The following is a 23740-nucleotide window of genomic DNA, read 5'->3' as shown; positions in this document are numbered from 1 at the left end:
CCTCGTGTGGATCTTCGTCATCACTTTCGTCATCGTCGCCGACCCCGGGTTCGCGCACGGGATGAAATAACGGCGGCGCGTCCTATCCTGGGCGCATGCCGAAAGCGCTGGTCGTCTCCGACGAGGTCGACGAGCGGTTGTGGACCGACGCGGTCCGCGCCGTCTCCGTCGACCTCGTCATCGGCGCCGGCGACCTGCCGTACGACTACCTGGCCTTCCTGGCCAGCGCGCTCGACGTGCCGTGCGTGTTCGTGCCCGGCAACCACGACCCGGACCTGAGCGGCTACACGCGCTACGGCGGGCTGTCCATGAAGGACGGATTTCCCACGGTCTGGCCCGGCCCGGCGGGCGGCATCAACGCCGACGGCAGGCTCGTCGACGTCGCCGGCCTGCGGTTCGCCGGGCTCGGCGGCTCGATCCGCTACAACGACGGGCCGAACCAGTGGACGCAGCGCCAGCAGGCCCGGCGGGCCCGCGGGCTGGTCCGGCGCGCCCGGTTCCGGCGGTGGCGCGACGGGCGCGGCGTCGACGTCCTGCTGACGCATTCGCCGCCGCTGCACCTTGGCGACCGCGACGACCCGCCGCACCGCGGGTTCGCGTGCCTGCACCCCACGATCGCGGCGCTGCGCCCGAAGTGGCTGCTGCACGGGCACATCCACCCCCACGGCGAGCCGGTGCCGGACCGGGTCGCCGGCACGACCCGGATCCGCAACGTGGTGGGCCACCGGATCATGGAGTTGCCATGAAAGAGACGGGATTCCCCCGCGCCGACGCGGAGAACGACTTCCTCCGCGCGCGCCGGGGCCAGGTGCTCTCGCGGCTTTCGACGTGGCTGCGGCGCGAGCCCGACGACGTCAACATCATGCTGCCGTTCCACGAGGTGGTGGAGGCGCTCGGCTACCTCGGCGAGCACCGGATCGGGCTGCGCGTGATCAAGCTGGAGTCGATCGTCGGCACGGTCGACCGCAGCCGCGACTTCGACCGCCGCTTCCGCCCGACGTCGGCCCGGGTCCGCGAGCGCTGGGAGCGGCTGGCCCTGGCCGCCCGCCGCGGCGAGGAGATCCCGCCGATCGAGGTCTACCGGGTGGGCGAGCTGCACTTCATCATCGACGGCCACCACCGCGTCTCGGTGGCGCTCGCCCAGGGACTGTCCACAATAGAGGCCATGGTGACGGTGGTGCGCACCAAACTGGACCCGAGCGGCATCCGCCACCGCGGCGACCTGATCGTCAAGGACTACCGGCGGCTGTTCCTGGAGCGCGTCCCGCTGACCGGTCACGCCCGCGCGTCGGTGATCGTGTCGGACCCGTGGGACTACGCGAAGCTCGGCGAGCACGTGGAGGCGTGGGGCTTCCGGCTGATGCAGGACGAAGGCAGGTTCTGCGACCGCGCGAGCGTCGCGCAGCGGTGGTTCGAGGAGGAGTTCGGCCCGGTGGTGGCGATGCTGCGGCAGGCCGGCCTGATCGGCGACCGCACCGACGCCGAGGCGTACATGTGGGTGGCCGCGGAGCGGTACCGCCTGATCCGCACCCACCGCTGGGACGACGACGTCATCGAGGCGCTGCGGTCACGGCGTCACTAGGTGGTAGACCACCAGCGTCTGCTCGGGCCGCTCGGCGACGTGGAACGCGGCGTGCGCCACGGTGATTTCGCCCAGCCTCGGGTGCCGCAGGCGCTTGTGGCCCGCGTGGCTGAACTGGACGTCGTACTGCGGCCACCACGCGCGCACCTCGGGGCTGGCCTCGGTCAGCTCGGCCACCAGCCGGGTCACTCGCGGGTGGTCCGGGTGCCGCCCCGCGATCGCCCGCAGCCGGGCCAGCACGCCGCGGGCCTCCTGCTCCCAGTCGACCAGCACCTCGCGGGCGGCCGCCTCGGTGAACAACCAGCGCACGATGTTGCCACCCGGGCCGATGCCCGGGAGCAGCTCCTCGGCGGCGGTGTTGAGCGCGAGGACGTCGTAACAGATCCCGGTGACGTACGCGGGATTGCCGCCCAGCAACGCCGGGACGCCCGCGACCTCGAGCGCGGCTTCCTCGACGGCGCTCTCCCCCGGCGTCTTCCCGCCTCCCGCGAGGCGGTGCAGGTGCTCCCGCTCGGCGCCGGTGAGCCGCAGCGCCCGGGCCAGCGCGTCGAGCACCTGGCCGGAGGGCCGCACGTCGCGCCCCTGCTCGAGGTAGGTGAGCCAGGTGGCGCTGATCCCGGCCAGCAGGGCCAGTTCCTCGCGGCGCAGGCCGGGGGTGCGGCGCCGTCCGGTGGCCGGCAGGCCCGCGTCGGCCGGGGCCAGCCGCTCCCGGCGGCTGCGCAGGAACGCGCCGAGTTCGGTGCTCACCCTGGAACCTCCAGTACCAGAACAAGGCGATTCTGGATACCAGCTTAACGTGCCGCGAGGCTGGTGCCATGCAAGCTTGGATCGCAACCGGACAGGACGTCCGCCTCGAAGAAGTGCCGGAGCCCACGCTCAAGGGCGGTGGTGTGCTCGTGGAAGTGCTCGCCGCGCACGTCCCGGCGTACACGAGAGCCGTGGTGGCGGGGAACCGCGGCGGCCTGCCGGTGCCCCTGGTCCTGGGGCCGTCCTGCGTCGGGCGGGTGCTCGAGGTCGCGCCGGACGTGTTCCACGTCGAGCCGGGCGACCTCGTGCTGGACACCGCGCTGCTCGACGCGGGCGGTGGCGACGAGGTCCTGGTGGGCTGGGTCGGCCTGGGCGGCTCCGGCGCGGGCAGCGCGCGCACGGACCGCATGCGCGCGGTGTGGCGCGACGGCGTCTTCGCGGAGAAAGCCCTGTGCGCCAAGGAAACCCTGGTCAAGCTGCCCGGCGCGGAGGCGTACCCGGACCCGGCCCGCCTGGCGTTCCTGCCGTGGCTCTGCATCGCCGCCACCGGCCTGCACGCGGCGGGCCCGCTCGCCGGCCGTGACGTCGCGGTGGTCGGGGCGACCGGCCAGCTGGGCGGCGCGGCGGTGCTGACGGCACTGGCGGAAGGCGCGGCGACGGTGACCGCGGTGGGCCGCAACGAGGCCGCGCTCGACCGGCTGGCCGGGCTCGACCGGCGCGTGCGCACCCACCGGCTGACCGGCGACCGGGCGGCGGACGCGGCGGGCATCGGCCCGGTGGACGTGGCCGTCGACGCGCTCGGGGCCACCCCGTCGGCCGACGCGACCATGGCCGCCTACGACAGCCTGCGGGTGCGCGGCTCCCTGGTGCTCGTCGGCGGCGTGCGCCACGACCTGGCCGTCCCGTACGGCGACCTGGTGCACCGCCGCCTCACCCTGCGCGGCTCGTGGATGAGCGACGAGCGGACGGTGACGACCGTGTGGCGGCTGGTCCGGTCCGGGCTGCTGGACCTCCCGGCGGTCGAGCTGGTGACCGCCGGCCTGGCCGACCCGGCGGCCGCCCTCGACCTGGCCGAGCGCACGACCGGCCTCGGGTTCGTGGCGCTGGTGCCCTGAGCTAAAGGTCCAACCCCGGCGTCAGGGCCAGCTGCCGCACCTGGTCGAGGGTCAGCGTCGGCTCCGGGCGCCGCTTCGGCAGGCGGACGCCCGGCTGCGGCAGCACACCGCTGTCGTCCGACCAGAACTGCACGTGCGCGTTCGGCGCGGCCAAGCCGGCCCGGTTGGTCACGACGTCGCCCGAGCGCAGGGTCGACAGCCACAGCAGGCCCCGCGGGGTGGTTTCCGTGCGGCAGCCGATCTGCTCCGGGTCACCGCACTTCGGCCCGCCCCCGCCGCCGGGCAGGATGAGGACGTACACCGAGCCCGTGCCCCGGGCGTCGGTCACCCGGACGCCCATGTGGAAGAGCGCGTCGCCGGGTGCGTCCCCGGCCGGGTCGGCGATCAGGTGGAACGGGTCCGCCGGCGGGGTCTCGCCGGGGATGGTCAGCCGCGAGACCTGCGCCTCGGGCGGGAGCAGCGCGCGCACCGCCCGCCCCACCAGGCAGCTCAGCCGCTCGACCAGCGCCGCGCGCGTGTCCGTGCCGCCCGGGCACGGCGGGCTCGCGACCTGGTCCCGGTGCGGCAGCACGACCACCGCCAGCACGAGGGCCAGCACGACGACGCACACCGCCACCGCGCCCGTGACCAGGTGCTGCCGGCGCGACCGGCGGGCCGCCGCCAGCACCGCGCCGGCGGTCAGCCCGAGCGGCGGCTCGCCGTCGGTCACGTAGGCCGTCAACGCCGTCCGGACGTCCTCCATCACGGCTCCTCCGCCGTCGGCGCCGGCAGGGCCGCGCGCAAAGCCTCGACCCCACGGGCCGTCTGGGACTTGACCGTTCCTTCGGCGACGCCGAGCAGCGCCGCCACCTCGCTCACCGGCAGGTCTTCGAGGAACCGCAGCACCACCATCGCCCGCTGCCGGGGCGTCAGCCCGGCCAGCGCCCGCTCGACGTCGAGGCGCAACGGCGTGTCCCGGCCCGGTGGCGACTCCTGGTCCGGCACCGCAGACGTCACGTACTCGCGCCCGGAACCGCGCCGCCCGGCCAGGAACAGGTTCAGCAGGATCCGGCGCGCGTAGGCGTCGACCGTGCCCGGCCGGACCCGCCGCCAGCGCCGGTAGAGCTGGACGAACATCGCCTGGACCAGGTCCTCGGCCGCGTGCCAGTCCCCGCACAGCGCGAACGCGACCCGGCGGAACCGCTGGACCCGCGCGGCGAAGTACTCGCTGAATTCGACGTCCCCGGCCACGTCCTTATTAGGGCTCCGGGCCCTGGGAAGGTTCAAGCGTCCCCCGTGCGAGCTACGCGCGGGTGCCCGCTCGATGGTGACGATTCGCCGCCGCCGGATCCCTAGCGTTCTTCCCAGGCCGCGGGGCTTCCGCCGCGGGAGAGGCGAAGGGGTTCTCATGAGGTTCGTGTGGCAGCTGCTGGCCGTGGCGGCGGTGGCGTTCGCGGGGCAGCTGTGCGTTGCCGCGGTCGCCGGAAACCCGTGGCTGACCTTGGTGTTCGGCGGGCTCACCGCCGTGCTCGCGGGTTACGCCTACCGCTGGGTGGTGCGGAAGACCGAACAGCGGCCGGTCGCCGAGCTGGCCGGGCCGGGGGCCCGCAGCGCGCTCGGCCGGGGGACGCTGGTCGGGATCGCCCTGTTCGCGGCCGTCATCGCGAACATCGCCCTCGTCGGGGACTACGAGATCCGCGGCTGGGGCAGCCTGCCGGGGGCGCTCGGGCTCGTCGGCTTCATGGCCGCCGCCGCGGTGACGGAGGAGCTGCTGTTCCGCGGCATCCTGTTCCGGCTCGTCGAGAAGTGGCTCGGCACCTGGCTCGCGCTGGTGCTGAGCGGCCTGGTGTTCGGCCTCATGCACCTGTTCAACGAGCACGCGAGCCTGTGGGGCGCCATCGCCATCGCCATCGAAGGCGGCGGCCTGCTGACTTCGGCGTACATCGCGACGCGCAAGCTGTGGCTGCCGATCGGCCTGCACTTCGGCTGGAACTTCGCCGGGGCCGGGATCTTCGGCGCGGTGGTCTCCGGCCAGGGCGCCTCGCAGGGGCTGCTGGACGCCGTCACGTCGGGGTCGCCGCTGCTCACCGGTGGCGACTTCGGGCCCGAGGGCAGCCTGTACTCGGTGCTGTTCTGCTTCCTGGCGACGTGCGTCTTCCTGCGGCTGGCCCACCGGCGGGGCCGGCTGGTGCCCCGGCGCCGCGCCGAGCGGACCGCCGACGTCACTACACTTCCCGCGTGATCGAGCACCGGGCGGCACTGGCGCGGTGGCGCCGGCTGGACGTCGTGATCCGTGATCTGCCCCTCGGGCTGCTGTTTCTGGCCGGGTCCTTCCTCCCCGTGCTCCAAGGCCACGGGACGCAGGTCGGCGGCGTGCCGGACCGGCCCTTCGACGCGCTGGCCGTCCTCGTGGTCGCCGTCGAAAGCCTTCCGCTCGCCCTGCGACGGCGGTGGCCGGCGGTGAGCCTGACGCTGGTCGCGCTCGGCTTCGCCGTCGACCAGCTCCGCGGCTACCACACGGTCGCCGCCGCCGCGCTCGGCTTCGCGCTGGTGAGCGCCGGCGCCCATCTCGAACGGCACCGGCGCACCACCGCGGCCGTGCTCTCGGTGGCGTACGTGGTGCTGGCGATCGTCCTCTCCCGGCTCGGTTCGGAGCCGGTCTCGGAGTTCGTGACGTTCTCCCTGCTGCTGGCGTTCGCGTGGGGCATCGGGGCCTGGCTGCGCCGGACCCGCGCCGCCGAAGCCCGGCACCGCCGCCGCGTCGCCGAGGCCAGCCGGGCCGCCGAACGCACCACCATCGCCCGCGAGCTGCACGACGTCGTCACCCACCACGTGACGGCGATGGTCGTGCAGGCCGAGGCGGCCCGGTACCTGACCGCGGCACCGGAGCGGCTCGATCAGACCCTGACCGCGATCACCGACACCGGCCGCCGGGCCATCACCGACCTGCGGCACCTGTTGGACCTGCTGAACCCCGATCACGGCACCGAGGTCAACGGCTTTTCGGGGGTTCCGGGTGGCGGAGCCCCCGGCTCGGGGCGAAGCCCCGGATGTCACAGCCGGCCGTCGCCCGGCGGGCTCGGCTCGCTCGTCGAGCAGGCCCGCCAGGCCGGGCAGCCGGTGGAGTTCACCGAGGACGGCACGCCCGCGGAGTCGGCGGGCAGCGCCGACCTGGTGGCCTACCGGGTCGTGCAGGAGGCGCTGACGAACGCCCTCAAGCACGCCCGCGGCAGCCGCACCTCGGTCGAGGTGCACCACGGGGACCGGGAAATCGCCGTGGCGGTCAGCACGAACGGGCCGTCGAGCGTCTCCCCCGGCGGCAGCGGCCGCGGGCTCGCCGGGCTCCGGGAGCGGGTCGCCGTCCTGGGCGGCGACTTCAGCGCGGGCCACGACGGCGGCGGATTCGCCGTGCACGCCCGGATTCCGACGGGGAACCCGACGTGAGCGCCCCGATCCGGGTCCTCGTCTGCGACGACCAGATGCTGATCCGCACCGGGCTGGTGACGATCATCGGTGCCCAGCCCGGCTTCGAGGTGGTGGGCGAGTGCGGGGACGGCCGGGCCGCGGTCGAGCTGGCCGGCCGGCTGCACCCGGACGTCGTGGTGATGGACGTGCGCATGCCGGTGCTCGACGGCATCGAGGCCACCCGCCTGCTGGCCGGGGCCGGGGTCCCGCACCCGGTCAAGGTGCTCGTGCTGACGACGTTCAACCTCGACGAGTACGTCTACGAAGCCCTGCGCGCGGGCGCGAGCGGCTTCCTGCTCAAGGACGCGCCGCCGGACCGGCTGCTGCACGGGATCCGGACGGTGGCCACCGGCGCGGCGCTGCTGGACCCGGACGTGACGCGCCGGCTCGTGGGCCGCTACGGCGCCCGGATCCGGCCCGCCGAGGACGCCGCACCGGAGCTCCCGCTGACCCCCCGCGAGCTGGAGGTCCTCCGCCTCCTCGCGGACGGTCTGTCGAACAGCGAGATCGCGGAGCGGCTCGTGATCAGCCAGGAAACGGTGAAGACGTTCGTCTCGCGCATCCTGACCAAACTGGACCTGCGCGACCGCGTCCAGGCGGTCGTCTACGCCTACCGCCACGGCCTGGTGACGTGACCGGGGAACCCGGTCACGTCACCGGGACCACTAGATGTGCACGGCGCCCGGCGCCGCTTCGCCCTTCGGGACGCCCGGGCGCAGCAGCAGCCCGCTGAGCACCGCGCCGGCCACGTAGATCACCGCGGCCCAGGTGAACGCCGTGGTGTAGCTCTCGATGGCCGCCTCGGCCGCCAGCTGCGGCGTCGGGGTCTTGCCCTCGATGAAGGCCGCGGCTGCGTTGCCGGCCAGCGTCGAAAGCAGCGCCGTGCCGATCGAACCGCCGACCTGCTGCATCGTGTTCACCGCCGCCGACGCGACACCCGCGTCGTGCGCCTCGACACCGAAGGTCGCGACGCTCATCGCCGGCGCCATCGCCAGCCCGATGCCGAAGCCCATCACCAGCAGCGGGCCGAGGACGCCGGAAACGTACGTGCTTTCGAGACCGATCCCGCTCAGCCAGAAGAGGCCGGCGGCGGCGATGGCCATGCCGGTCGGCACCAGCGGCCGGGGGCCGAACCGCGGCAGCAGCACCGCGGTCGCCGTGGTGGCCGACAGCATCAGCGTCGCCACCATCGGCAGGAACCCGACACCGCTCTCGATCGGCGTGAACCGCAGGTTCTGCTGCACGTAGAACGTCAGGAACAGGAAGATCGCGAACATCCCGATGGCGAGCAGGAACATCGCCAGGTACGAGCCGCCACGGTCCCGGTCGAGCAGCACGCGCAGCGGCAGCAGCGGGTGCTCGACGCGCTGCTGCAGCCACACGAACACGCCCAGCAGCACCACGCCGGCGGCCAGGAAGCCCCAGACCGACACCGACGACCACGAGTCCGACTCGGCGTTCGCGAAGCCGTAGACCAGCGCGAACAGGCCGGCCGACGCGGTGATCGTGCCGGGCAGGTCGAGCTTCGGCCGCGGGCCCTCGTCCTTCTGGTTGCGCAGCAGGACCGAGCTGCCGGCGAAGGCGATCACGGCGAAGATGATGTTGACGAACATGCACCAGCGCCAGTCGAGGTACTCGGTGAGCACGCCGCCGAGCAGCAGCCCGACCGCCGCGCCGCCACCGCCGATGGCGCCGAACACGCCGAACGCGCGGCCGCGCTCCTTCGGGTCGGTGAACGTCGTGGTCAGCAGCGAAAGCGTGGCGGGCGCGAGCAGCGCGCCGAACACACCCTGCGCCGCCCGGGCGATCAGCAGCATCTCGATGTTGGTCGCCGCACCCCCGAGCGCGGACACCGCGGCGAAGCCGGCCAGGCCGACGAGGAGGGCGTTCTTGCGGCCGAAGAGGTCCGCGAGCCGCCCGCCGAGCAGCAGCAGGCTGCCGAACGCGAGCGCGTAGGCGGTGACGACCCACTGCCGGGCGTCGTTGGAGAAGCCCAGGTCGAGCTGGGCCGACGGCAGCGCGATGTTCACGACGGTCGCGTCCAGCACGACCATCAGCTGCGCGATGCCGATCATCACCAGGATCAGCCAGCGTCTGGCGTGATGGGGGTTCTCGGCGGCGCGCGTGTCCCCCGACGGCGCGGCAGCGAGCGTGGACTCGGACATGGATGTCCCTCACAGATCGTGATCAAAAGACTATGTGGAGTAGGTATCTCCCCTTACGTCGTCCAAAGTACACAAGAAGCGGAGAGGGCGCCTCTACTTGAGGCGTTAGAATGGCGGACATGGCACGGGACGCTGGTCCCGCCGCACCGGCGCGGCCGCTGCGGCGTGACGCTGAACTCAACCGCCGTCGCATCCTGGCGTCGGCCCGCGAAGTGTTCGGCCGTCGCGGGCTCGAAGCCACGCTGGACGACATCGCCCACCACGCCGGGCTCGGCGTCGGCACGGTCTACCGCCGGTTCCCCAGCAAGGAACACCTGGTGGAGGCCATGTTCGCCGAGCGGATGGAAGAGATCTGCGACCTTGCCGTGGAGTCGCTGAAGGCCGAGGACGCGTGGCAGGCGTTCGTCGACTTCACGTGGCAGGCGGCCGAGCTGCACTCCGCCGACCGCGGCCTGCGCGAGATCATGCTGTCCAACAAGTTCGGCCACGAGCACGTCGCCGAAGAGAAGGCCCGCATGGTGCCGTTGATCACACAACTCATCGAGCGGGCCCAGTCGGCCGGCGGCCTGCGGCCCGACTTCGCCCCTTCGGACATGGCGATGGTGCACATGATGATCGGTTCGGTGGTGGAGTTCACCTGCGCGGTCGACCCGGACCTCTGGCGGCGCTCCCTCACCATGCTGCTCGACGGGCTCCGCGCCGAGCCCGGCAAGCCGTCGGTGCTGCCCCACCCGCCGCTCAGCGAGCGCGAAGTCGACGAGGCGATGTCCTGCTGGCGCCCCTGAGGCACCGCAGTGCGCCGGTGATCGCTGCGGATCACCGGCGCGTCGAACACTCACTCGGACGGGATGACCGCCCACAGGATCAGGTAGGCCACGAACTGCGGCCCGGGCAGCAGGCAGGACAGCACGGCCAGCAGCCGGACGGTGCCCGGCTTCATGCCGTACCGCTGGGCCAAGCCCGCGCAGACGCCGCCGATCATGCGGCCGTGGCGCGGACGGGACAGCCGTCGTGTGACCGGTGCGCTCATCGTCGTTTCCCTTTCCTCGAAGTTCCGATACCTCCACTTCACCACCGGAGTACCCGCTTCCGCATCGCTCACGGGAAGGATCTCTCCCTTAGGGGGCGGTAAAACCGAAAATCGTTCAGATGACTGGCCGAACCCGCTGCCGCGCAGCGAAAACCGCCTGAACTGCGGGTTCGCCGCCGGTGCCCGGAAAAAGATTGAGAGATCTCCCCGTCAGGGCTGGTTTTTCGGCTCGATGTGGTGATACTTGCTCCCCGTGTACCCGAGTTCGAAACGCTTGGCCGTCGCGATGCTCTGCGCCCTGCTGACCGCCGGCTGCGCCACCACCCAGGCCGCCCCCGCGCCGAGCTCCGGGCCCACCCCGCTGACCGCCGCCGACGCGCTCGGCGACTTCGGCAGCATCGACTACTGCAGCCTGCTGAACGTGCGCGAAGTGGCGCCCGGCGCGGTCACCGTGCCGACGTTCGAGAGCTGCGAGGCCAAAGCCGGCCCGCGCACGATCGTCGTCGGACCGCTGGCGTTCGACTCCGACCCGAACATCAAGCCCTACGCCTACCTCGGGCCGCTGCCCGACGGCGTCGCGATCCAGCAGTCGACGTTCAACGACCACAGCGCGTGCACCCGCGCGATCACCTTCGCCGACGGCAACCGGCTGGACCTGTCCGTGACCGACGCCGGGGACCAGGCCAGCCGCTGCGGCGTCGCGGACGGCGCGGTCGGCTCGGCGCTGGACGCGATCACCGCCCGCAAGGTCGCGCGCCTGACGTTCCCGGACGGCTCGTGGGGCCGGGTGGCGCCGTGCGTCCCGCTCGAAACCCGCGACCTCGACGACGCCGCCGGCAAGGGCAGCCAGCCGATGATCGGCCTGTCCGGGCACAGCTGCATCCGCGGCAAGATCAGCTTCAAGCTCACGGTGGAGACGGGCGAACCGGCCGGCCAGGTCGAGCAGCTCGGCGGCCGCGAGGCCCGTGTTCGGGTGGCGGGCGCGTTCTGCCTGGTCGACGCGACCCAGCCGGCCCCGGGCCTGAAGGGCCACCGCGAGCTGGCGGAGATCAGCGTCGTCGAGACGGCGGGCACGGCGGGCGACGGCACCTGCGCGCTGGCCCGCACCGCGGCGAACACGATCCTGCCCCGCCTGCCCGCCCCCGGACGTCCGTGAAGGCCGCCCCGGCAACCGGGACGGCCTTCACGGATTGCGGGCTCAGTCCTCGTAGGTGAGGTTCTTGCCGTTCGACGGGTCGAACAGCTTGATCTTGTCCGCGTCGTACCAGACCTCGAGGTCGGCGTTCTCCGCGGCGGACGACTCCGCCGAGAGCCGGGCGACGATCTGGGACTCCGCGCCCGGGACGTCGGACGAACCGCTGTCCGCGGCCAGCTCGGCCAGCTCCTCGGACGTGGCCGTCTCGCCCTCCAGCGTGAAGTGGGCGAACTTCTCCGAACCCATCGACTCGAGCACGTCGATGTGCGCGGTGAAGGTGGCGCCGCCGGCCTTCTGGCCCGCCTCCACCAGCGCCGCGTCCTCGAAGTGCTCCGGCCGGATGCCGACGATGACGTCGCGGGGCGCGTTCGCCCGCTCCACCAGCTGCCGGACGCGGTCGGTCAGCGGCGTCGTGCCCAACGCGCTCCGCAGCTCGTTGTTCTCCAGCGTCGCCGGGACGAAGTTCATCGACGGCGAGCCGATGAACCCGGCCACGAACAGGTTCGCCGGGTTGTCGTAGAGGAACTGCGGCGAGCCGATCTGCTGCACGTACCCGGCCCGCAGCACCACGACCCGGTCGCCCAGGGTCATGGCCTCGGTCTGGTCGTGCGTCACGTACAGCGTCGTCGTGCCGAGCTGCTTCTGGATCTTCGACACCGACGTCCGCATCTGGCCGCGCAGCTTGGCGTCCAGGTTGGACAGCGGCTCGTCCATCAGGAACGCCTTGGGGCTGCGGACGATCGCCCGGCCCATCGCGACGCGCTGGCGCTGGCCACCGGAGAGGTTGGCCGGCTTGCGGTCCAGGTGCGCGGTCAGGTCGAGGATCTTCGCCGCCTCCTCGACCTTCGCCCGCACGGTCTTGTCGTCGACCTTGGCCAGCCGCAGCGGGAAGGCCATGTTCTCCCGGACGCTCATGTGCGGGTAGAGCGCGTAGGACTGGAACACCATCGCGATGTCGCGGTCCTTCGGGGCCTTCTCGTTGACGCGCTTGCCGTCGATGCGCAGCTCACCGGAGGAGATGTCCTCCAGGCCCGCGACCATGTTCAGCGTCGTCGACTTCCCGCAGCCGGACGGGCCCACGAGAATGATGAACTCGCCGTCGGCGATGGTGATGTCCACTTCGGACACGGCGAGGGCGCCGTCGGGGTACTTCTTCGACACCTTGTCGAGCACGATCTCTGCCATTGCGCTACCCCTTCACCGCACCGGAGGTCAGCCCCGCCACGATGCGACGCTGGAAGAACAACACGAACACAATGATCGGGACGGTGATCACGACCGCGGCCGCGCACACCTGCCCGGTCGGGTCCTCGAACTGCGAGGACCCGGTGAAGAACGACAGCGCCGCCGGCACCGTGCGCGACGCGGTGGTCGACGTCAGCGAGATGGCGAACAGGAAGTCGTTCCAGCAGAAGATGAACACCAGGATCGCCGTGGTGAACACGCCCGGCGCGGCCAGTGGCGCGATCACCCGGCGGAACGCCTGTGCCGGCGTGGCGCCGTCCATCTTCGCCGCCTTTTCCAGCTCCCACGGGATCTCCCGGAAGAACGCCGACAGCGTGTAGATCGACAGGGGCAGCGCGAACGTGATGTAGGGCAGGATCAGCCCCGGCCACGTGTCGAACAGCCCGATGTTCCGCTCGATGTTGAACAGCGGCGTCACCAGCGACACCTGCGGGAACATCGCGATCAGCAGCGACAGCCCGACGAGCAGCTGCTTGCCAGGGAAGTCGAGCCGGGCGACCGCGTACGCGGCCATCGTGCCCAGCACCACCGCGATCACCGTCGAGATGATCGCGATGCCGATCGAGTTCACCAGCGCCAGCAGGAACTCCGAGGTCTGGAAGATGTCCGCGTAGTTCTGCCACGTCCACGACTGCGGGATGAACGCCCCGTCGGTGATCGTGTCCTTGGTCTTGAACGACAGCGAGACGACCCAGAGCACCGGCACCAGCGCGAACACCAGCACCAGGATGTCGACGAGGCCCCACCTGACCTTGCGGCCCGTCGTGACGGTTCCCATCGTCATCAGCGCTTACCCCCGTTGTCCGAACCCGGTGCGGCGGTGCCGAACACCTTGATGAAGATGAACGCGATGATCGCCACCGTGATGAAGATCAGCACCGCCATCGTCGATCCGATGCCGAGGTTGAGGCCCTTGACGAGGTTGTCGTAGGTCTGCATCGACACCGACCCGGTGTCCTGCGCGCCGTTGGTGAGCACGTAGATGTTGTCGAAGATGCGGAACGCGTCGAGCGTGCGGAACAGCAGCGCGACCAGGATCGCCGGCTTCATCACCGGCAGCATCACCTTCGTGAACCGCTGCCACGCGCTCGCGCCGTCCATCGCCGCGGCCTTGAGCAGGTCGTCCGGCACCAGCGCCAGACCCGCCATCAGCAGCAGCGCCATGAACGGCGTGGTCTTCCACACATCGGCGCCGATGATGATGAACAGCGACGGCCACTGCTCGGTGAGCGGGGCCGCGTCGGCGGCGAGGAAGTTCGCCAGGTAGCCGGTCTTCGGCGTCCACGCGTAGTACCACGAGAACGCCGCGACGACCGTGACGATGCCGTACGGGATCAGCGCGACGGTGCGGACCAGGCCGCGGCCGACGAGCGTCCGGTGCATGACCAGCGCCAGCGCCATGCCCAGCACGAACTCGATCGCCACCGAGACGACGGTGAGGAACATCGTGGTGCCGAAGGCGGTCCACCAGTACGAACTGGACAGCACGGCGCCGTAGTTGTCGAAGCCGACGAACTCCTGCTGCGCCGGGAACCGCAGGTCGTACCGCTGCAGCGACAGCCAGATCGAGTAGAGGATCGGGTAGCCGGTGACCGCGATCATCACGATGAAGGCGGGCGCGCACAGCCACAGCCCGAGCCGCCGCTCGGCCTTCTTCCCTTCGGAGAGGGCGGGTTTGCCCTTCTTGTGCGACGTCGCCTCCCCGGCGACGGTGGCCCCGGCGGTCTCCGCCGGGGTCGAGTCCTGGACGGTCACGGGATCACTCCCTTCGACTGGAGCGCGTCACCGAGCTGCTCGCGCAGCTTGGCCGCGGTGGCCTGCGGGTCGATGTCCGACGGCGGCGAAAGGATCTTCGAGATGACCGTCGAGGCGTTCTGGTACGCCGGGGTCAGCGGGCGCACCGCGGCGGTCTTGAGCGCGGCGAGGATCGCGTCGCGCATCGGGTACTGGATCGCCATGTTCGGGTTGTCGGCCGACGCCGGCTTGCCCGGATCGAGCGGAACGTCGTTGTGGTACACCGATTCGATGCTCGGCGGCACGCCGTCGTTGATCGCGGAGATCTTCTGGCTTTCCGGGCTGCGCAGGCACAGCGCCGCCTCGAAGGCTTCGGGCTTGTGCTGCGAATACGTGCTGACCGCCAGGTCGAACCCGCCGATCGTGGTCTTGGCCGGCATCCCGGCCTTGGCCTCGGGGTAGACCGCCCACTTGAAGTGCGGGAGGTCCGCCTTCTTGTCCTTGGCGTAGGCGGCGTAGACGTAGGGCCAGTTGAGCTGGAAGGCGGCCTGGCCGCGCTGGAACGCCTGCCGGATGTCGTCTTCCTTCATGTTGCTCAGCGACGGGTCGGTGAGCCCGGAGGTCGAGACCTTCTTGAGCAGCTCCAGCGCCTGCACCGCGCCGTCGTCCATCACCACGGACTTGCCGTCGTCGGACAGGATGTGCCCGCCCATCGAGGCGACCAGCGTGTTGTAGAAGACGACCAGGCCTTCGTACTGCGCGCCGGTGAAGACGATCTCGTACGGCTTGCCCTGGCCCTTGAGCCGCTGGGCGGCCTGCATCATCTCGTCCCAGGTCGCCGGTGGCTTCGGCGTCACCCGGTCGTCGTACCAGAGCAGCTGCACGTTGGTGTTCTTCGTGGCCGCGTACAGCTTCCCGTTGTAGGTCGCCGTGTCCAGCGGGCCCTGCAGGACACCCTGCGACGCCTCCGCCTTGTTGGCGCCGGTCCACTCCTCGGCCCAGCCGGCCTCGGCGAACTCCGAGACCCACGTGACGTCGAGGCCCAGGATGTCCATGGCGGTGTCACCCGCCGCCAGCCGGCGCGCCATCTGCAGCCGCTGGTCGTCCGCTCCACGGGGGAGCTTGTTGTAGATGATCTCGTACTTGCCGGCCGCCTTCTGGTTGCAGCCGTCGACCACCTTCTGGAAGTTGTCCTCGGGCGACATGTAGATGTTGATCTTGAGCCCGGAACTCGTCGCGCAACCGGCGAGCATGCCGGTCACCAGTGCCCCTGCCCCCAGCAGGACGGCGGTGCGGCCGGGCGACCGTCCCCGTTTGCCCGCGCCGATCCTCTTCCCCATAAGGCCTCCTCACCCGCGTGCACGCCGGTTACCGCGGTACCCCGTGGGCACCGCGACGCGATGAGGCGAAACCGCGCCAGCACCCCGACGTGCTAGTGCTCGGGCCGCCGCGCTGCAGGGCGAGGCCGCCCGACTGGTGTCGGCCAACTTATGCCGGGCGATCACACCCCGCAAGCAGTATCGGTAACGATCCAGCGCACCGCGCGTCGAATCGTGATTCTCCCCTGCTAGAGCTGGGGTTTTTCAGGGGTTCGCGGACGGCGGTTTCAGCGCCAGTTTGGCGAGCAGTTCCCGGCCTTGTTCCGCCGAGCGCGGCTGGCACAGGACGTCGTAGCGGCCGGCGACGAGCTGGCTCGCCGAGGAGAAGTCCCGGCGGTGCCCCCGCGACATGCCGTACCCGATCGCGGCGAACATCAGCCCGGACAGCACCCCGAGCACGACCCCGGTCAGCACCTGCAACGCGAAGCCCTGGTTGACGAACAGCCCGAGCAGCAGCCCCGCGAACAGGCCGAACCAGGCCCCGGACACCGCGCCGGTGCCGAGCACCCGGCCCCAGGACAGCCGGCCGATCACGCGCTCGACCAGCATCAGGTCGACCCCGACGATTGTGACGTCACCGACCGCGAACTCGCTTTCGGCGAGGAAGTCGACCGCCTTCTGCGCCTCGCCGTAGGTCGCGTACGACCCGATCGGCCAGCCGGTCGGCGGCGTCGGCAGCCGCGGCAGGCCACCGGGCGCCCGCCCCCCGCCAAAGGGACTACTCACCATCATCACCTGCGCACTCGTGGGTCCGGGCGTCCATCTTGTCAAGAACGCCCGGACCGTGCGAGCCGCTTACCCCGAAAGGCCGGGCGGTGCGAATGTCGACAGAGCGACAAACGTACTCAGGACCGCGATTTGTACTCGCGCAGCAGCCCGCGGCTGATGATGGTCTTCTGGATTTCGCTGGTGCCCTCGCCGATCAGCAGGAACGGCGCCTCGCGCATCAGGCGCTCGATCTCGTACTCCTTCGAGTAGCCGTAGCCGCCGTGGATGCGGAACGCGTCCTGGGTGACCTCCGCGCAGTACTCGGAGGCGATCAGCTTCGCCATCCCGGCCTCGACGTCGTTGCGCGCGCCGGAGTCCTTGAGCCGGGCCGCGTTCACCATCATCAGGTGCGCCGCCTCGACCTTGGTCGCCATCTCGGCCAGCTTGAACGCCACCGCCTGGTGCTCGGCGATGGCCTTGCCGAACGTCTTGCGCTGCTGGGCGTACTCCACCGCCAGCTCGAACGCCCGGATCGCGATGCCGCAGGCGCGGGCCGCGACGTTCACCCGGCCGACCTCGACACCGTCCATCATGTACGCGAACCCCTTGCCCGGCGCCTCGCCGAGCACCATGTCGGCGCCGATCTTGAAGCCGTCGAAGACCGCTTCGGTCGTGTCGACGCCCTTGTAGCCCATCTTGTCGATCTTGCCGGGGATGGTCAGCCCGGGCGCCACCTCGCCGAAGCCCTCGGGCTTTTCGACCAGGAACGTGGTCAGGTTCTGGTGGGGCTTCTCGGCCCCTTCGTCGGTCTTGACCAGCAGCGCGATCAGGTTGGACGACCCGCCGTTCGTCAGCCACATCTTCGAGCCGTCGATGACGTAGCCGTCGTCGGTCTTCTTCGCCTTCGTCTTGATGGCGGCGACGTCCGAGCCGAGGTCGGGTTCCGACATCGAGAACGAGCCGCGGACCTCGCCGGTGGCCATCCGCGGCAGGAAGTGCTGCTTCTGCGCCTCGGTGCCGTGGCGGGAGATCATGTGCGCCACGATGAAGTGGGTGTTGATCACGCCGGAGACGCTCATCCAGCCGCGGGCGATCTCCTCGACGACCAGCGCGTAGGTCAGCAGCGACTCGCCGAGCCCGCCGTATTCCTCCGGGATGGTGATCCCGAACAGGCCCATCTCCTTCATCCCCGCGACGATGTCGGCGGGGTAGGTGTCGGCGTGCTCGAGCTCCTGCGCGTGCGGGATGACTTCCTTGTCCACGAACTGGCGGACGGTCGCGAGGATCTCCGACTGCACGTCGGTCAGGCCGGCGGTCTGGGCGAGACGGGCCATCACGGCTCCCTTTCCGGAGTACGACGCCGCTCCCGGCGCTGGGTTACCGGTGAGTATGACCCGAAAGCCGAAACCCTGCTATGAGGGCGCTCACGCTCCGGCGAACCGCGCCGGGCCGGGACGTCCCGCCGCGGCCCCGGCTAACGTGGTTCCCACACGTACGAGGGGACCCGCCATGACCGACCCGTCCGGGGACAAGGACCGCCCGGCCGCCGACCCGACCGCGGCGGCGTACGACCCGCCACCGGCCGCGGAGCCGGCGTCCTACACGCCGGAGACCTACGAGCCGCCGTCCGGCGACGCGACGCTCACCGAGGCGACGACCGCGGACGACACCACGGCCGCCGCCGAGGTCCCCGCGGCGCAGCCCGGGACGGGCGAAACCGCGGAGCCCGCCGCCGCCGAGCAGCCGGGTCCCACCGTCGCCGCGGAGGTACCCGGTCAGCTGCCGCCCGGCGCGTACGAAACCCCGGCGGCCTACATCCCCGGCACGCCGTACGCGCCCCCGGGTCAGCCGATCCCCCAGGCCTACCCGCAGCAGCCGGCCTACGGTCAGCCGTACGCGGCCCCCTTCGGCCCGCCCGCGCCGTTCGGCCAGCCGTATCCGGCGCAGCCGCGCGCTCAGGACAACGCGCTGGCGATCGGCGCCCTCGTCTGTTCGATCCTGGGCTTCTGCTCCGGCGTCACCGCGCTGGCCGGGCTCGTCATGGGCCACATCGCCCTGAGCAAGACCAACCGCGGCGAGGCGGGCGGCCGCGGGCTGGCCACGGCCGCGGTGATCGTCGGCTACGTCGTGATCGCGCTGTGGGCCGGGTTCTTCACCACCTTGATCATCCTCGGCACGAACGGCTACCTGGACTAGTCCGCCGACGGCAGCACCGCGTCGCCCGGGCTGCGCGGCGACGGCGTCGCGTGGCCGTTCACCTCCGGCTTCGCCTCGGTCGCCGCCGGCTTCGGTTCGGCCGCCGGGGCGGCCGGCTTCGGCGTCTGCGCGTCGAGGAACCGCAGCAGCTCCACCGGGAACGGCAGCACCAGCGTCGAGTTCTTCTCCGACGACACCTGCACCACGGTCTCCAGCAGCCGCAGCTGCAGCGCCGAGGGGGTGTCGGCCATCGTCGCCGCGGCCTGCGCGAGCTTGTGCGACGCCTGCAGCTCGCCGTCGGCGGAGATGACGCGCGCACGCCGTTCCCGCTCCGCCTCGGCCTGCCGCGACATCGAGCGCTTCATCGCCTCCGGCAGCGCGACGTCCTTGATCTCCACGCGGTCGATGTGGATGCCCCAGTCCAGCGCCGGGCTGTCGATCATCAGCTCCAGGCCCTCGTTGAGGCGCTCGCGGTTGGAGAGCAGGTCGTCGAGCTCGCTCTTGCCGATGATCGAGCGCAGCGACGTCTGCGCGACCTGGCCGACCGCCGACCGGTAGTCCTGCACGTTGACCGCCGCGACGACCGGGTCGATGACCTTGAAGTAGACCACCGCGTCGACGCGGACCGTTACGTTGTCGCGCGTGATGCCGTCCTGGGCGGGGATCGGCATGGTCACGATCTGCATGTTGACCTTCTGGAGCCGGTCCGCGAACGGCACGAGCACCGCCAGCCCGGGTTCGCGGACCCGCGAGCGCACCCGGCCGAACCGGTAGATCAGCCCGCGTTCGTACTGCCTCACCACGCGCACGCTGGACGCGAGCCAGACTCCGCCCGCGAGGACGACGGCGCCGAGGATCTCCACCACCATGGCTGCTCCCGGGGTTGCGTTTCCCCTTGAAAGCCCAGCGTACGCCCACCGGGGACCCGACGAAACGCATTGGACGCGGCTGCCAGGCTGGGGTGGTGACCGACCTCCTCCGCGTCCCGCCGCTGTTCGCCGCCCGCGCACCCCGGGTGCTCGGCGAGGAGGCCGTCCCGTGGCTGGCCGCCCTGCCGGAGCTCGCCGCGGAGTACGCCCGGAAGTGGGGGTGCGCGTTCGAGGGCGAGGCGATGCACGGCTACGTCGGCGTGGTGCAGCCCGCGCGCCTGGCCGACGGCACGCCGGTGGTGCTGAAGCTCGGCTGGCGGGACGCCGAATCCGCCGACGAACCGCTCGCACTGTCCACATGGGCCGGCCGGGGTGCGGTGCTGCTGCTGGATTCCGCGCCGGACGACGGCGTCCTGCTGCTCGAACGGCTCGACGCCGGGCGCACCCTCGACGACCTGCCGCTGCGCTCGGCGATCCCGCTCATCGGCGGCCTGGCGCGGCGGCTGGCCGTCCCCGCACCGGCCTCCCTGACCCGGCACCTGCGCACCGAGGCGGCGCGGCTGACCGAGGAACTCCCCCGCCGCTGGGCCGAACTCGGCGAGCCGTTCGAGAAGCGGCTCGTCGACGACGCCGTGGCCATCTGCCGCGAACTCGGGCCGTCGGCGGGTGAACTGCTGGTGAACGAGGACCTCCACTACGAGAACGTGCTGGCCGGTACCCGCGAGCCGTGGCTCGTCATCGACCCGAAGCCACTGGCCGGTGATCTCGAGTGGGGCGTCATCCCGTTGTTCTGGAACCGCTTCACCGAGTCCACACTGGACGTACGGTTCGACCTGATCGTCGCTTCGCAGGAGCTGGACGCTTCGAAGACACGCGCGTGGACGCTCGTGCGGGCCGTGCAGAACTGGCTCTGGATGATCGAAGAACTTCGCGAGTTCGGCGAAGAAAGCGAAGATCCGGCCTTTGTCACAGTGGCGGAAATCGCTCCCTGGGCAGCCAGCCGATAGTGTCACCGGTATGGCCGGGGTCAACAGGGTTTTCGCAGCTCAGCTGTCCGGGTTGCCGGTATTCGGCCCGGACGGCGAGTCGATCGGCCGCGTCCGCGACCTGGTCGCCGGCCTGCGCCTGGACGCGCAGCCGCCGCGGATCCTCGGCCTGGTCGTCGAGCTGGCCACCCGGCGGCGGGTCTTCGTGCCGATGCTGCGCGTCACCGCGATCGAGCCGAGCGCCGTCACGCTGGCCACCGGCTCGGTGAACATGCGCCAGTTCAACCAGCGCCCCAACGAGGTCCTGGTGCTCGGCCAGCTGCTCGACGCGCACGCGACGCTGGCCGGCTCGGACACCCGGATCACCGTCGTCGACGCCGGGATGGAACCCACCCGCACCCGCGACTGGGTGCTGGCCAAGCTGGCCATCCGCGAGCGGCGGGTCGGGCTGGGCCGCCGTCGCGCGGCGATGCAGGTGCTGCCCTGGTCGGAGGTGGCCGGGCTGGGGCTGGCCGACCTCGGCGCCCAGCCCCAGGGGGCGGGCCAGCTGCTCATGCTGTTCGACACGATGCGCCCGGCCGACATCGCCGCGACCGTGCGCGACCTGCCGCTCAAGCGGCGGCACGAAGTCGCCGACGCGATGGACGACGAGCGCCTCGCCGACGTCATCGAGGAGCTGCCGGACGACGACCAGAAGGAGCTGCTGGCCTATCTGGCCGAGGAGCGCGCGGCCGACGTCCTGGAGGCGATGAACCCCGACGACGCGGCCGACCTGCTGGCCGAGCTCGCCCCGGCCGACCAGAGCCGGCTGCTGGAGCTGATGGAGCCGGAGGAGTCCGCGCCGGTCCGGCGGCTGCTGGAGTACTCGTCGGACACCGCGGGCGGCCTGATGACGCCGGAGCCGGTGGTGCTGACCCCGGACACGACGATCGCCGAGGCGCTGGCCCACATCCGCAACGCCGAGCTGCCGCCGGCGCTGGCCAGCATGGTGTTCGTCTGCCGCCCGCCGACGGCGACGCCGACCGGGCGCTACGTCGGCGTCGTCCACTTCCAGCGGCTCCTGCGCGAGCCGCCGGCGGAGCTGGTGGCCAGCGCCGTGGACACCGGGCTGCCGCCGCTGAAGCCGGGCGCGTCGCTGGCCGAGGTCACGCGGTACTTCGCGGCCTACAACCTGACCTGCGGGCCGGTCGTCGACACCGAGGACCACCTGATCGGCGCGGTGACCGTCGACGACGTGCTCGACCACCTGCTGCCCGAGGACTGGCGGGAGACCGGGCTGCACGACACCTTGGAGGAAGACCGTGCCTGAGCTGACGTCGGGACGGCGGCTCGACCAGCCCCGCGGCCAGAACCGGTTCAGGCTGAACATCGACCCGGATTCGTTCGGGCGGTTCACCGAGCGGATCGCGCGGTTCCTGGGCACCGGGAAGTACCTGTTCTGGCAGACGCTGATCGTCGTGGTGTGGATCGTGCTGAACATCACGGCGGTGTCGCTGCAGTGGGACCCGTACCCGTTCATCCTGCTCAACCTGGCGTTTTCGACGCAGGCGGCGTACGCGGCGCCGTTGATCCTGCTGGCCCAGAACCGCCAGGACGACCGTGACCGCGTGTCCTTGGAGGAGGACCGCAACCGGGCGGCCCAGACGAAGGCGGACACGGAGTACCTGGCCAGGGAGCTCGCGGCGCTGCGCCTGGCGATCGGCGAAGTGGCGACGCGCGACTACCTCCGCAGCGAGCTGGACCGGCTCCGGGAGGACCTGGACGTCAAGCCCAGGAAGGCCCGCACTCCTACCGGCTCGTAACATGGGGTGGGTGACCAGCACCCAGCAGCTCCCCAGCGTCGACGACGTCCGCAGCGCGCTGAAGAGCGTGCAAGACCCCGAGATCCGGAAACCCATCACGGACCTGGGGATGGTCAAGGACGTGGTCGTCGGCGACGACGGCGTGGTCACGGTCGGGATCTACCTGACGGTGGCGGGCTGCCCGCTCAAGGCGACGCTGACCAACGACACCCGCGAGGCGGTTTCGAAGCTGCCGGGCGTGGTGGACGTGCGCGTCGAGCTGGACGTGATGAGCGACGAGCAGCGCACGGAGCTGCGGAAGTCCCTGCGCGGTGACGCGGCGGAGCCGGTGATCCCGTTCGCCCAGCCGGGCTCGATGACCCGGGTGTACTGCGTGGCCTCGGGCAAGGGCGGCGTGGGCAAGTCGTCGGTGACGGTCAACCTGGCGGCGGCGATGGCCGCGCGCGGGCTGTCGGTGGGTGTGGTGGACGCCGACATCTACGGCCACTCGATCCCCCGCATGCTGGGCGCGCGCGAGAAGCCGACCAAGGTCGACACGATGATCATGCCCCCGCAGGCCCACGGCGTGAAGGTGATCTCGATCGGCATGTTCACCCCGGGCAACACCCCGGTGGTGTGGCGCGGCCCGATGCTGCACCGGGCCCTGCAGCAGTTCCTGGCGGACGTGTTCTGGGGCGACCTGGACATCCTCCTGCTGGACCTGCCCCCGGGCACCGGCGACATCGCGATTTCGGTGGCCCAGCTGATCCCGAACGCGGAGATCCTGGTGGTGACCACCCCCCAGCAGGCGGCGGCCGAGGTGGCGGAGCGGGCGGGCGCGATCGCGCTGCAGACACGTCAGCGCGTGGCCGGGGTGATCGAGAACATGTCCTGGCTGGAGACACCGTCCGGCGAGCGCATGGAGATCTTCGGCTCCGGCGGCGGTTCGACGGTGGCGGCATCGCTGACGAAGTCGATCGGGTCGGAGGTGCCGCTGCTGGGCCAGGTCCCGATGGACCCACGGGTGGTCACCCAGGGCGACGCGGGCACGCCGATCGTGCTGTCCGAGCCGGAGGCCCCGGCGTCGGTGGTGCTGAGCGACGTGGCGAAGAAGCTCTCGGTCCGGGCCCGCGGGCTGGCGGGCATGATGCTGAACGTGACCCCGGCGGGCCGCTGAGCGCAGCCCAATAAAGGAGCTGGGTGGTCATCCCGTCGCCTGAGGCCGTCAAATCACTTTGAGCCGGGCCCGCAACGCACAGCGAAAGGCAAGATGACAGCGCACGCTTGCGGGCCCGGCTCAAAGTGATAGGCCTCAATCAGGCGACGGGATGACCACCCAGCGACCCAACTCCATGACCGGCGGCCGACAGCGGTAGTTGTGGTCATCCCGGAGCCTGCCTGTCCGGCGAGGACGCTTTTCTTTGGAGCCGCGGCAGAACGCCTGCGCGCCGCTTCTGCCGCGGCTTCACTCTGCCGCGGCTGGGGCGGGTCCGACCTCCCCCGCCCCTCCGGTGGGATTTTCAGCCGGCGGTCGGGTTTGTCAAGGCGGGAAAGCGTGCCTTGA

At 71.2% G+C, this 23740-nt stretch carries 25 protein-coding genes; 13 read left to right on the top strand and 12 right to left on the bottom strand.

The genetic code is table 11. From position 1 onward, the window contains the following. Positions 1-95 precede the first annotated feature (95 nt). Both ACWEGE_RS41410 and ACWEGE_RS41405 read left to right on the top strand, forming a co-directional pair. Entirely contained in the window at positions 96-746 is a 651-nt protein-coding gene (locus ACWEGE_RS41410; RefSeq protein WP_449665964.1) for a metallophosphoesterase family protein, read from the top strand. Next, the gene (locus ACWEGE_RS41405) at positions 743-1582 is read left to right on the top strand and encodes a chromosome partitioning protein ParB (RefSeq protein ID WP_449665963.1); all 840 of its coding nucleotides are present in this window, start codon (positions 743-745) and stop codon (positions 1580-1582) included. Before ACWEGE_RS41410 ends, ACWEGE_RS41405 begins: the two co-directional genes overlap by 4 nt. Here ACWEGE_RS41405 and ACWEGE_RS41400 read toward each other — a convergent pair. Further along, positions 1568-2329, bottom strand: a complete 762-nt coding sequence (locus tag ACWEGE_RS41400) for a helix-turn-helix transcriptional regulator (protein WP_449665962.1) — start codon at positions 2327-2329, stop codon at positions 1568-1570. The two genes, ACWEGE_RS41405 and ACWEGE_RS41400, sit on opposite strands and share 15 nt — an antisense overlap. Positions 2330-2397: 68 nt before the next feature. Between ACWEGE_RS41400 and ACWEGE_RS41395 the strand changes: the two genes are divergently transcribed. Further along, the gene (locus ACWEGE_RS41395) at positions 2398-3444 is read left to right on the top strand and encodes a zinc-binding dehydrogenase (protein WP_449665961.1); all 1047 of its coding nucleotides are present in this window, start codon (positions 2398-2400) and stop codon (positions 3442-3444) included. Between the two features lies 1 nt (position 3445). On the opposite strand, the gene ACWEGE_RS41390 is transcribed toward ACWEGE_RS41395, so the two are convergent. Beyond that, positions 3446-4186, bottom strand: coding sequence for a hypothetical protein (locus ACWEGE_RS41390; RefSeq protein ID WP_449665960.1), 741 nt, complete (start codon positions 4184-4186; stop codon positions 3446-3448). Beyond that, entirely contained in the window at positions 4186-4674 is a 489-nt protein-coding gene (locus tag ACWEGE_RS41385; RefSeq protein ID WP_449665959.1) for a SigE family RNA polymerase sigma factor, read from the bottom strand. Before ACWEGE_RS41385 ends, ACWEGE_RS41390 begins: the two co-directional genes overlap by 1 nt. Positions 4675-4831: 157 nt before the next feature. On the opposite strand from ACWEGE_RS41385, the gene ACWEGE_RS41380 reads away from it, so the two are divergent. From ACWEGE_RS41380 to ACWEGE_RS41370, 3 genes are read left to right on the top strand one after another with little or no spacing between them, the layout of a single operon-like run. Beyond that, on the top strand, positions 4832-5665 hold the full coding sequence (locus tag ACWEGE_RS41380) for a CPBP family intramembrane glutamic endopeptidase (RefSeq protein WP_449665958.1): 834 nt from the start codon (positions 4832-4834) through the stop codon (positions 5663-5665). Beyond that, on the top strand, positions 5662-6867 hold the full coding sequence (locus tag ACWEGE_RS41375; protein WP_449665957.1) for a sensor histidine kinase: 1206 nt from the start codon (positions 5662-5664) through the stop codon (positions 6865-6867). Before ACWEGE_RS41380 ends, ACWEGE_RS41375 begins: the two co-directional genes overlap by 4 nt. Then, positions 6864-7523, top strand: a complete 660-nt coding sequence (locus ACWEGE_RS41370) for a response regulator (RefSeq protein WP_449665956.1) — start codon at positions 6864-6866, stop codon at positions 7521-7523. Before ACWEGE_RS41375 ends, ACWEGE_RS41370 begins: the two co-directional genes overlap by 4 nt. A 30-nt stretch (positions 7524-7553) precedes the next feature. Here the strand turns inward: ACWEGE_RS41370 and ACWEGE_RS41365 are convergent, their stop codons facing one another. Then, on the bottom strand, positions 7554-9053 hold the full coding sequence (locus ACWEGE_RS41365) for an MFS transporter (RefSeq protein ID WP_449665955.1): 1500 nt from the start codon (positions 9051-9053) through the stop codon (positions 7554-7556). A gap of 119 nt (positions 9054-9172) precedes the next feature. Between ACWEGE_RS41365 and ACWEGE_RS41360 the strand changes: the two genes are divergently transcribed. Beyond that, complete coding sequence (locus ACWEGE_RS41360; RefSeq protein WP_449665954.1) at positions 9173-9838, top strand: TetR/AcrR family transcriptional regulator; 666 nt, start codon at positions 9173-9175, stop codon at positions 9836-9838. Between the two features lie 50 nt (positions 9839-9888). Here the strand turns inward: ACWEGE_RS41360 and ACWEGE_RS41355 are convergent, their stop codons facing one another. Beyond that, complete coding sequence (locus ACWEGE_RS41355) at positions 9889-10083, bottom strand: PspC domain-containing protein (RefSeq protein ID WP_176172951.1); 195 nt, start codon at positions 10081-10083, stop codon at positions 9889-9891. Between the two features lie 253 nt (positions 10084-10336). Here ACWEGE_RS41355 and ACWEGE_RS41350 point away from each other — a divergent pair, with 253 nt between their 5' ends. Continuing rightward, positions 10337-11239 carry a hypothetical protein gene (locus ACWEGE_RS41350; protein WP_449665953.1) on the top strand — a complete coding sequence of 301 codons (903 nt, stop codon included), beginning with the start codon at positions 10337-10339 and terminating at the stop codon, positions 11237-11239. Positions 11240-11281: 42 nt separating this feature from the next. Here the strand turns inward: ACWEGE_RS41350 and ACWEGE_RS41345 are convergent, their stop codons facing one another. The 6 genes from ACWEGE_RS41345 to ACWEGE_RS41320 all read right to left on the bottom strand — a co-directional run bounded on the left by ACWEGE_RS41345 (position 11282) and on the right by ACWEGE_RS41320 (position 17678). After that, positions 11282-12463: an ABC transporter ATP-binding protein gene (locus tag ACWEGE_RS41345; protein ID WP_449665952.1), complete on the bottom strand. Its 1182-nt coding sequence runs from the start codon at positions 12461-12463 to the stop codon at positions 11282-11284. A gap of 4 nt (positions 12464-12467) precedes the next feature. After that, entirely contained in the window at positions 12468-13307 is an 840-nt protein-coding gene (locus ACWEGE_RS41340) for a carbohydrate ABC transporter permease (protein ID WP_449665951.1), read from the bottom strand. Next, positions 13307-14278, bottom strand: a complete 972-nt coding sequence (locus tag ACWEGE_RS41335) for a carbohydrate ABC transporter permease (RefSeq protein WP_449665950.1) — start codon at positions 14276-14278, stop codon at positions 13307-13309. Before ACWEGE_RS41335 ends, ACWEGE_RS41340 begins: the two co-directional genes overlap by 1 nt. Further along, positions 14275-15597 (bottom strand): ABC transporter substrate-binding protein, encoded by a 1323-nt coding sequence (locus ACWEGE_RS41330; RefSeq protein WP_449665949.1) that lies wholly within the window; start codon positions 15595-15597, stop codon positions 14275-14277. The genes ACWEGE_RS41335 and ACWEGE_RS41330 overlap by 4 nt, the downstream gene beginning before the upstream one ends. Positions 15598-15840: 243 nt before the next feature. After that, positions 15841-16368: a general stress protein gene (locus tag ACWEGE_RS41325; RefSeq protein WP_449665948.1), complete on the bottom strand. Its 528-nt coding sequence runs from the start codon at positions 16366-16368 to the stop codon at positions 15841-15843. 113 nt (positions 16369-16481) lie between these two features. After that, the gene (locus tag ACWEGE_RS41320) at positions 16482-17678 is read right to left on the bottom strand and encodes an acyl-CoA dehydrogenase family protein (RefSeq protein ID WP_449665947.1); all 1197 of its coding nucleotides are present in this window, start codon (positions 17676-17678) and stop codon (positions 16482-16484) included. A 175-nt stretch (positions 17679-17853) separates the two neighbouring features. Here ACWEGE_RS41320 and ACWEGE_RS41315 point away from each other — a divergent pair, with 175 nt between their 5' ends. After that, positions 17854-18540: a DUF4190 domain-containing protein gene (locus ACWEGE_RS41315; protein WP_449665946.1), complete on the top strand. Its 687-nt coding sequence runs from the start codon at positions 17854-17856 to the stop codon at positions 18538-18540. Here the strand turns inward: ACWEGE_RS41315 and ACWEGE_RS41310 are convergent. Beyond that, positions 18537-19409 carry a slipin family protein gene (locus tag ACWEGE_RS41310; protein WP_449665945.1) on the bottom strand — a complete coding sequence of 291 codons (873 nt, stop codon included), beginning with the start codon at positions 19407-19409 and terminating at the stop codon, positions 18537-18539. The genes ACWEGE_RS41315 and ACWEGE_RS41310 overlap by 4 nt on opposite strands. 92 nt (positions 19410-19501) lie before the next feature. On the opposite strand from ACWEGE_RS41310, the gene ACWEGE_RS41305 reads away from it, so the two are divergent. Genes ACWEGE_RS41305 through ACWEGE_RS41290 form a run of 4 tightly spaced genes read left to right on the top strand, consistent with a single transcriptional unit; the run spans position 19502 to position 23353 of the window. Next, on the top strand, positions 19502-20416 hold the full coding sequence (locus ACWEGE_RS41305) for an aminoglycoside phosphotransferase family protein (protein ID WP_449665944.1): 915 nt from the start codon (positions 19502-19504) through the stop codon (positions 20414-20416). Positions 20417-20426: 10 nt separating this feature from the next. Next, on the top strand, positions 20427-21704 hold the full coding sequence (locus tag ACWEGE_RS41300; protein WP_449665943.1) for a magnesium transporter MgtE N-terminal domain-containing protein: 1278 nt from the start codon (positions 20427-20429) through the stop codon (positions 21702-21704). Next, entirely contained in the window at positions 21697-22197 is a 501-nt protein-coding gene (locus ACWEGE_RS41295; RefSeq protein WP_449665942.1) for a DUF1003 domain-containing protein, read from the top strand. The genes ACWEGE_RS41300 and ACWEGE_RS41295 overlap by 8 nt, the downstream gene beginning before the upstream one ends. Before the next feature lie 10 nt (positions 22198-22207). Further along, on the top strand, positions 22208-23353 hold the full coding sequence (locus tag ACWEGE_RS41290) for an Mrp/NBP35 family ATP-binding protein (RefSeq protein ID WP_449665941.1): 1146 nt from the start codon (positions 22208-22210) through the stop codon (positions 23351-23353). The last annotated feature ends 387 nt before the right edge of the window (positions 23354-23740 follow it).

The organism is Amycolatopsis sp. NPDC004747, assembly GCF_053601335.1.
This window is presented reverse-complemented; position numbering and strand designations above follow the sequence as displayed.

Coding starts and splice junctions, on each gene's coding strand:
- ACWEGE_RS41410 (WP_449665964.1), top strand. CDS start 96: ATGCCGAAAGCGCTGGTCGTCTCCGACGAGGTCGACGAGCGGTTGTGG.
- ACWEGE_RS41405 (WP_449665963.1), top strand. CDS start 743: ATGAAAGAGACGGGATTCCCCCGCGCCGACGCGGAGAACGACTTCCTC.
- ACWEGE_RS41395 (WP_449665961.1), top strand. CDS start 2,398: ATGCAAGCTTGGATCGCAACCGGACAGGACGTCCGCCTCGAAGAAGTG.
- ACWEGE_RS41390 (WP_449665960.1), bottom strand. CDS start 4,186: ATGGAGGACGTCCGGACGGCGTTGACGGCCTACGTGACCGACGGCGAG.
- ACWEGE_RS41380 (WP_449665958.1), top strand. CDS start 4,832: ATGAGGTTCGTGTGGCAGCTGCTGGCCGTGGCGGCGGTGGCGTTCGCG.
- ACWEGE_RS41365 (WP_449665955.1), bottom strand. CDS start 9,053: ATGTCCGAGTCCACGCTCGCTGCCGCGCCGTCGGGGGACACGCGCGCC.
- ACWEGE_RS41360 (WP_449665954.1), top strand. CDS start 9,173: ATGGCACGGGACGCTGGTCCCGCCGCACCGGCGCGGCCGCTGCGGCGT.
- ACWEGE_RS41355 (WP_176172951.1), bottom strand. CDS start 10,083: ATGAGCGCACCGGTCACACGACGGCTGTCCCGTCCGCGCCACGGCCGC.
- ACWEGE_RS41345 (WP_449665952.1), bottom strand. CDS start 12,463: ATGGCAGAGATCGTGCTCGACAAGGTGTCGAAGAAGTACCCCGACGGC.
- ACWEGE_RS41340 (WP_449665951.1), bottom strand. CDS start 13,307: ATGACGATGGGAACCGTCACGACGGGCCGCAAGGTCAGGTGGGGCCTC.
- ACWEGE_RS41330 (WP_449665949.1), bottom strand. CDS start 15,597: ATGGGGAAGAGGATCGGCGCGGGCAAACGGGGACGGTCGCCCGGCCGC.
- ACWEGE_RS41325 (WP_449665948.1), bottom strand. CDS start 16,368: ATGATGGTGAGTAGTCCCTTTGGCGGGGGGCGGGCGCCCGGTGGCCTG.
- ACWEGE_RS41320 (WP_449665947.1), bottom strand. CDS start 17,678: ATGGCCCGTCTCGCCCAGACCGCCGGCCTGACCGACGTGCAGTCGGAG.
- ACWEGE_RS41315 (WP_449665946.1), top strand. CDS start 17,854: ATGACCGACCCGTCCGGGGACAAGGACCGCCCGGCCGCCGACCCGACC.
- ACWEGE_RS41310 (WP_449665945.1), bottom strand. CDS start 19,409: ATGGTGGTGGAGATCCTCGGCGCCGTCGTCCTCGCGGGCGGAGTCTGG.
- ACWEGE_RS41300 (WP_449665943.1), top strand. CDS start 20,427: ATGGCCGGGGTCAACAGGGTTTTCGCAGCTCAGCTGTCCGGGTTGCCG.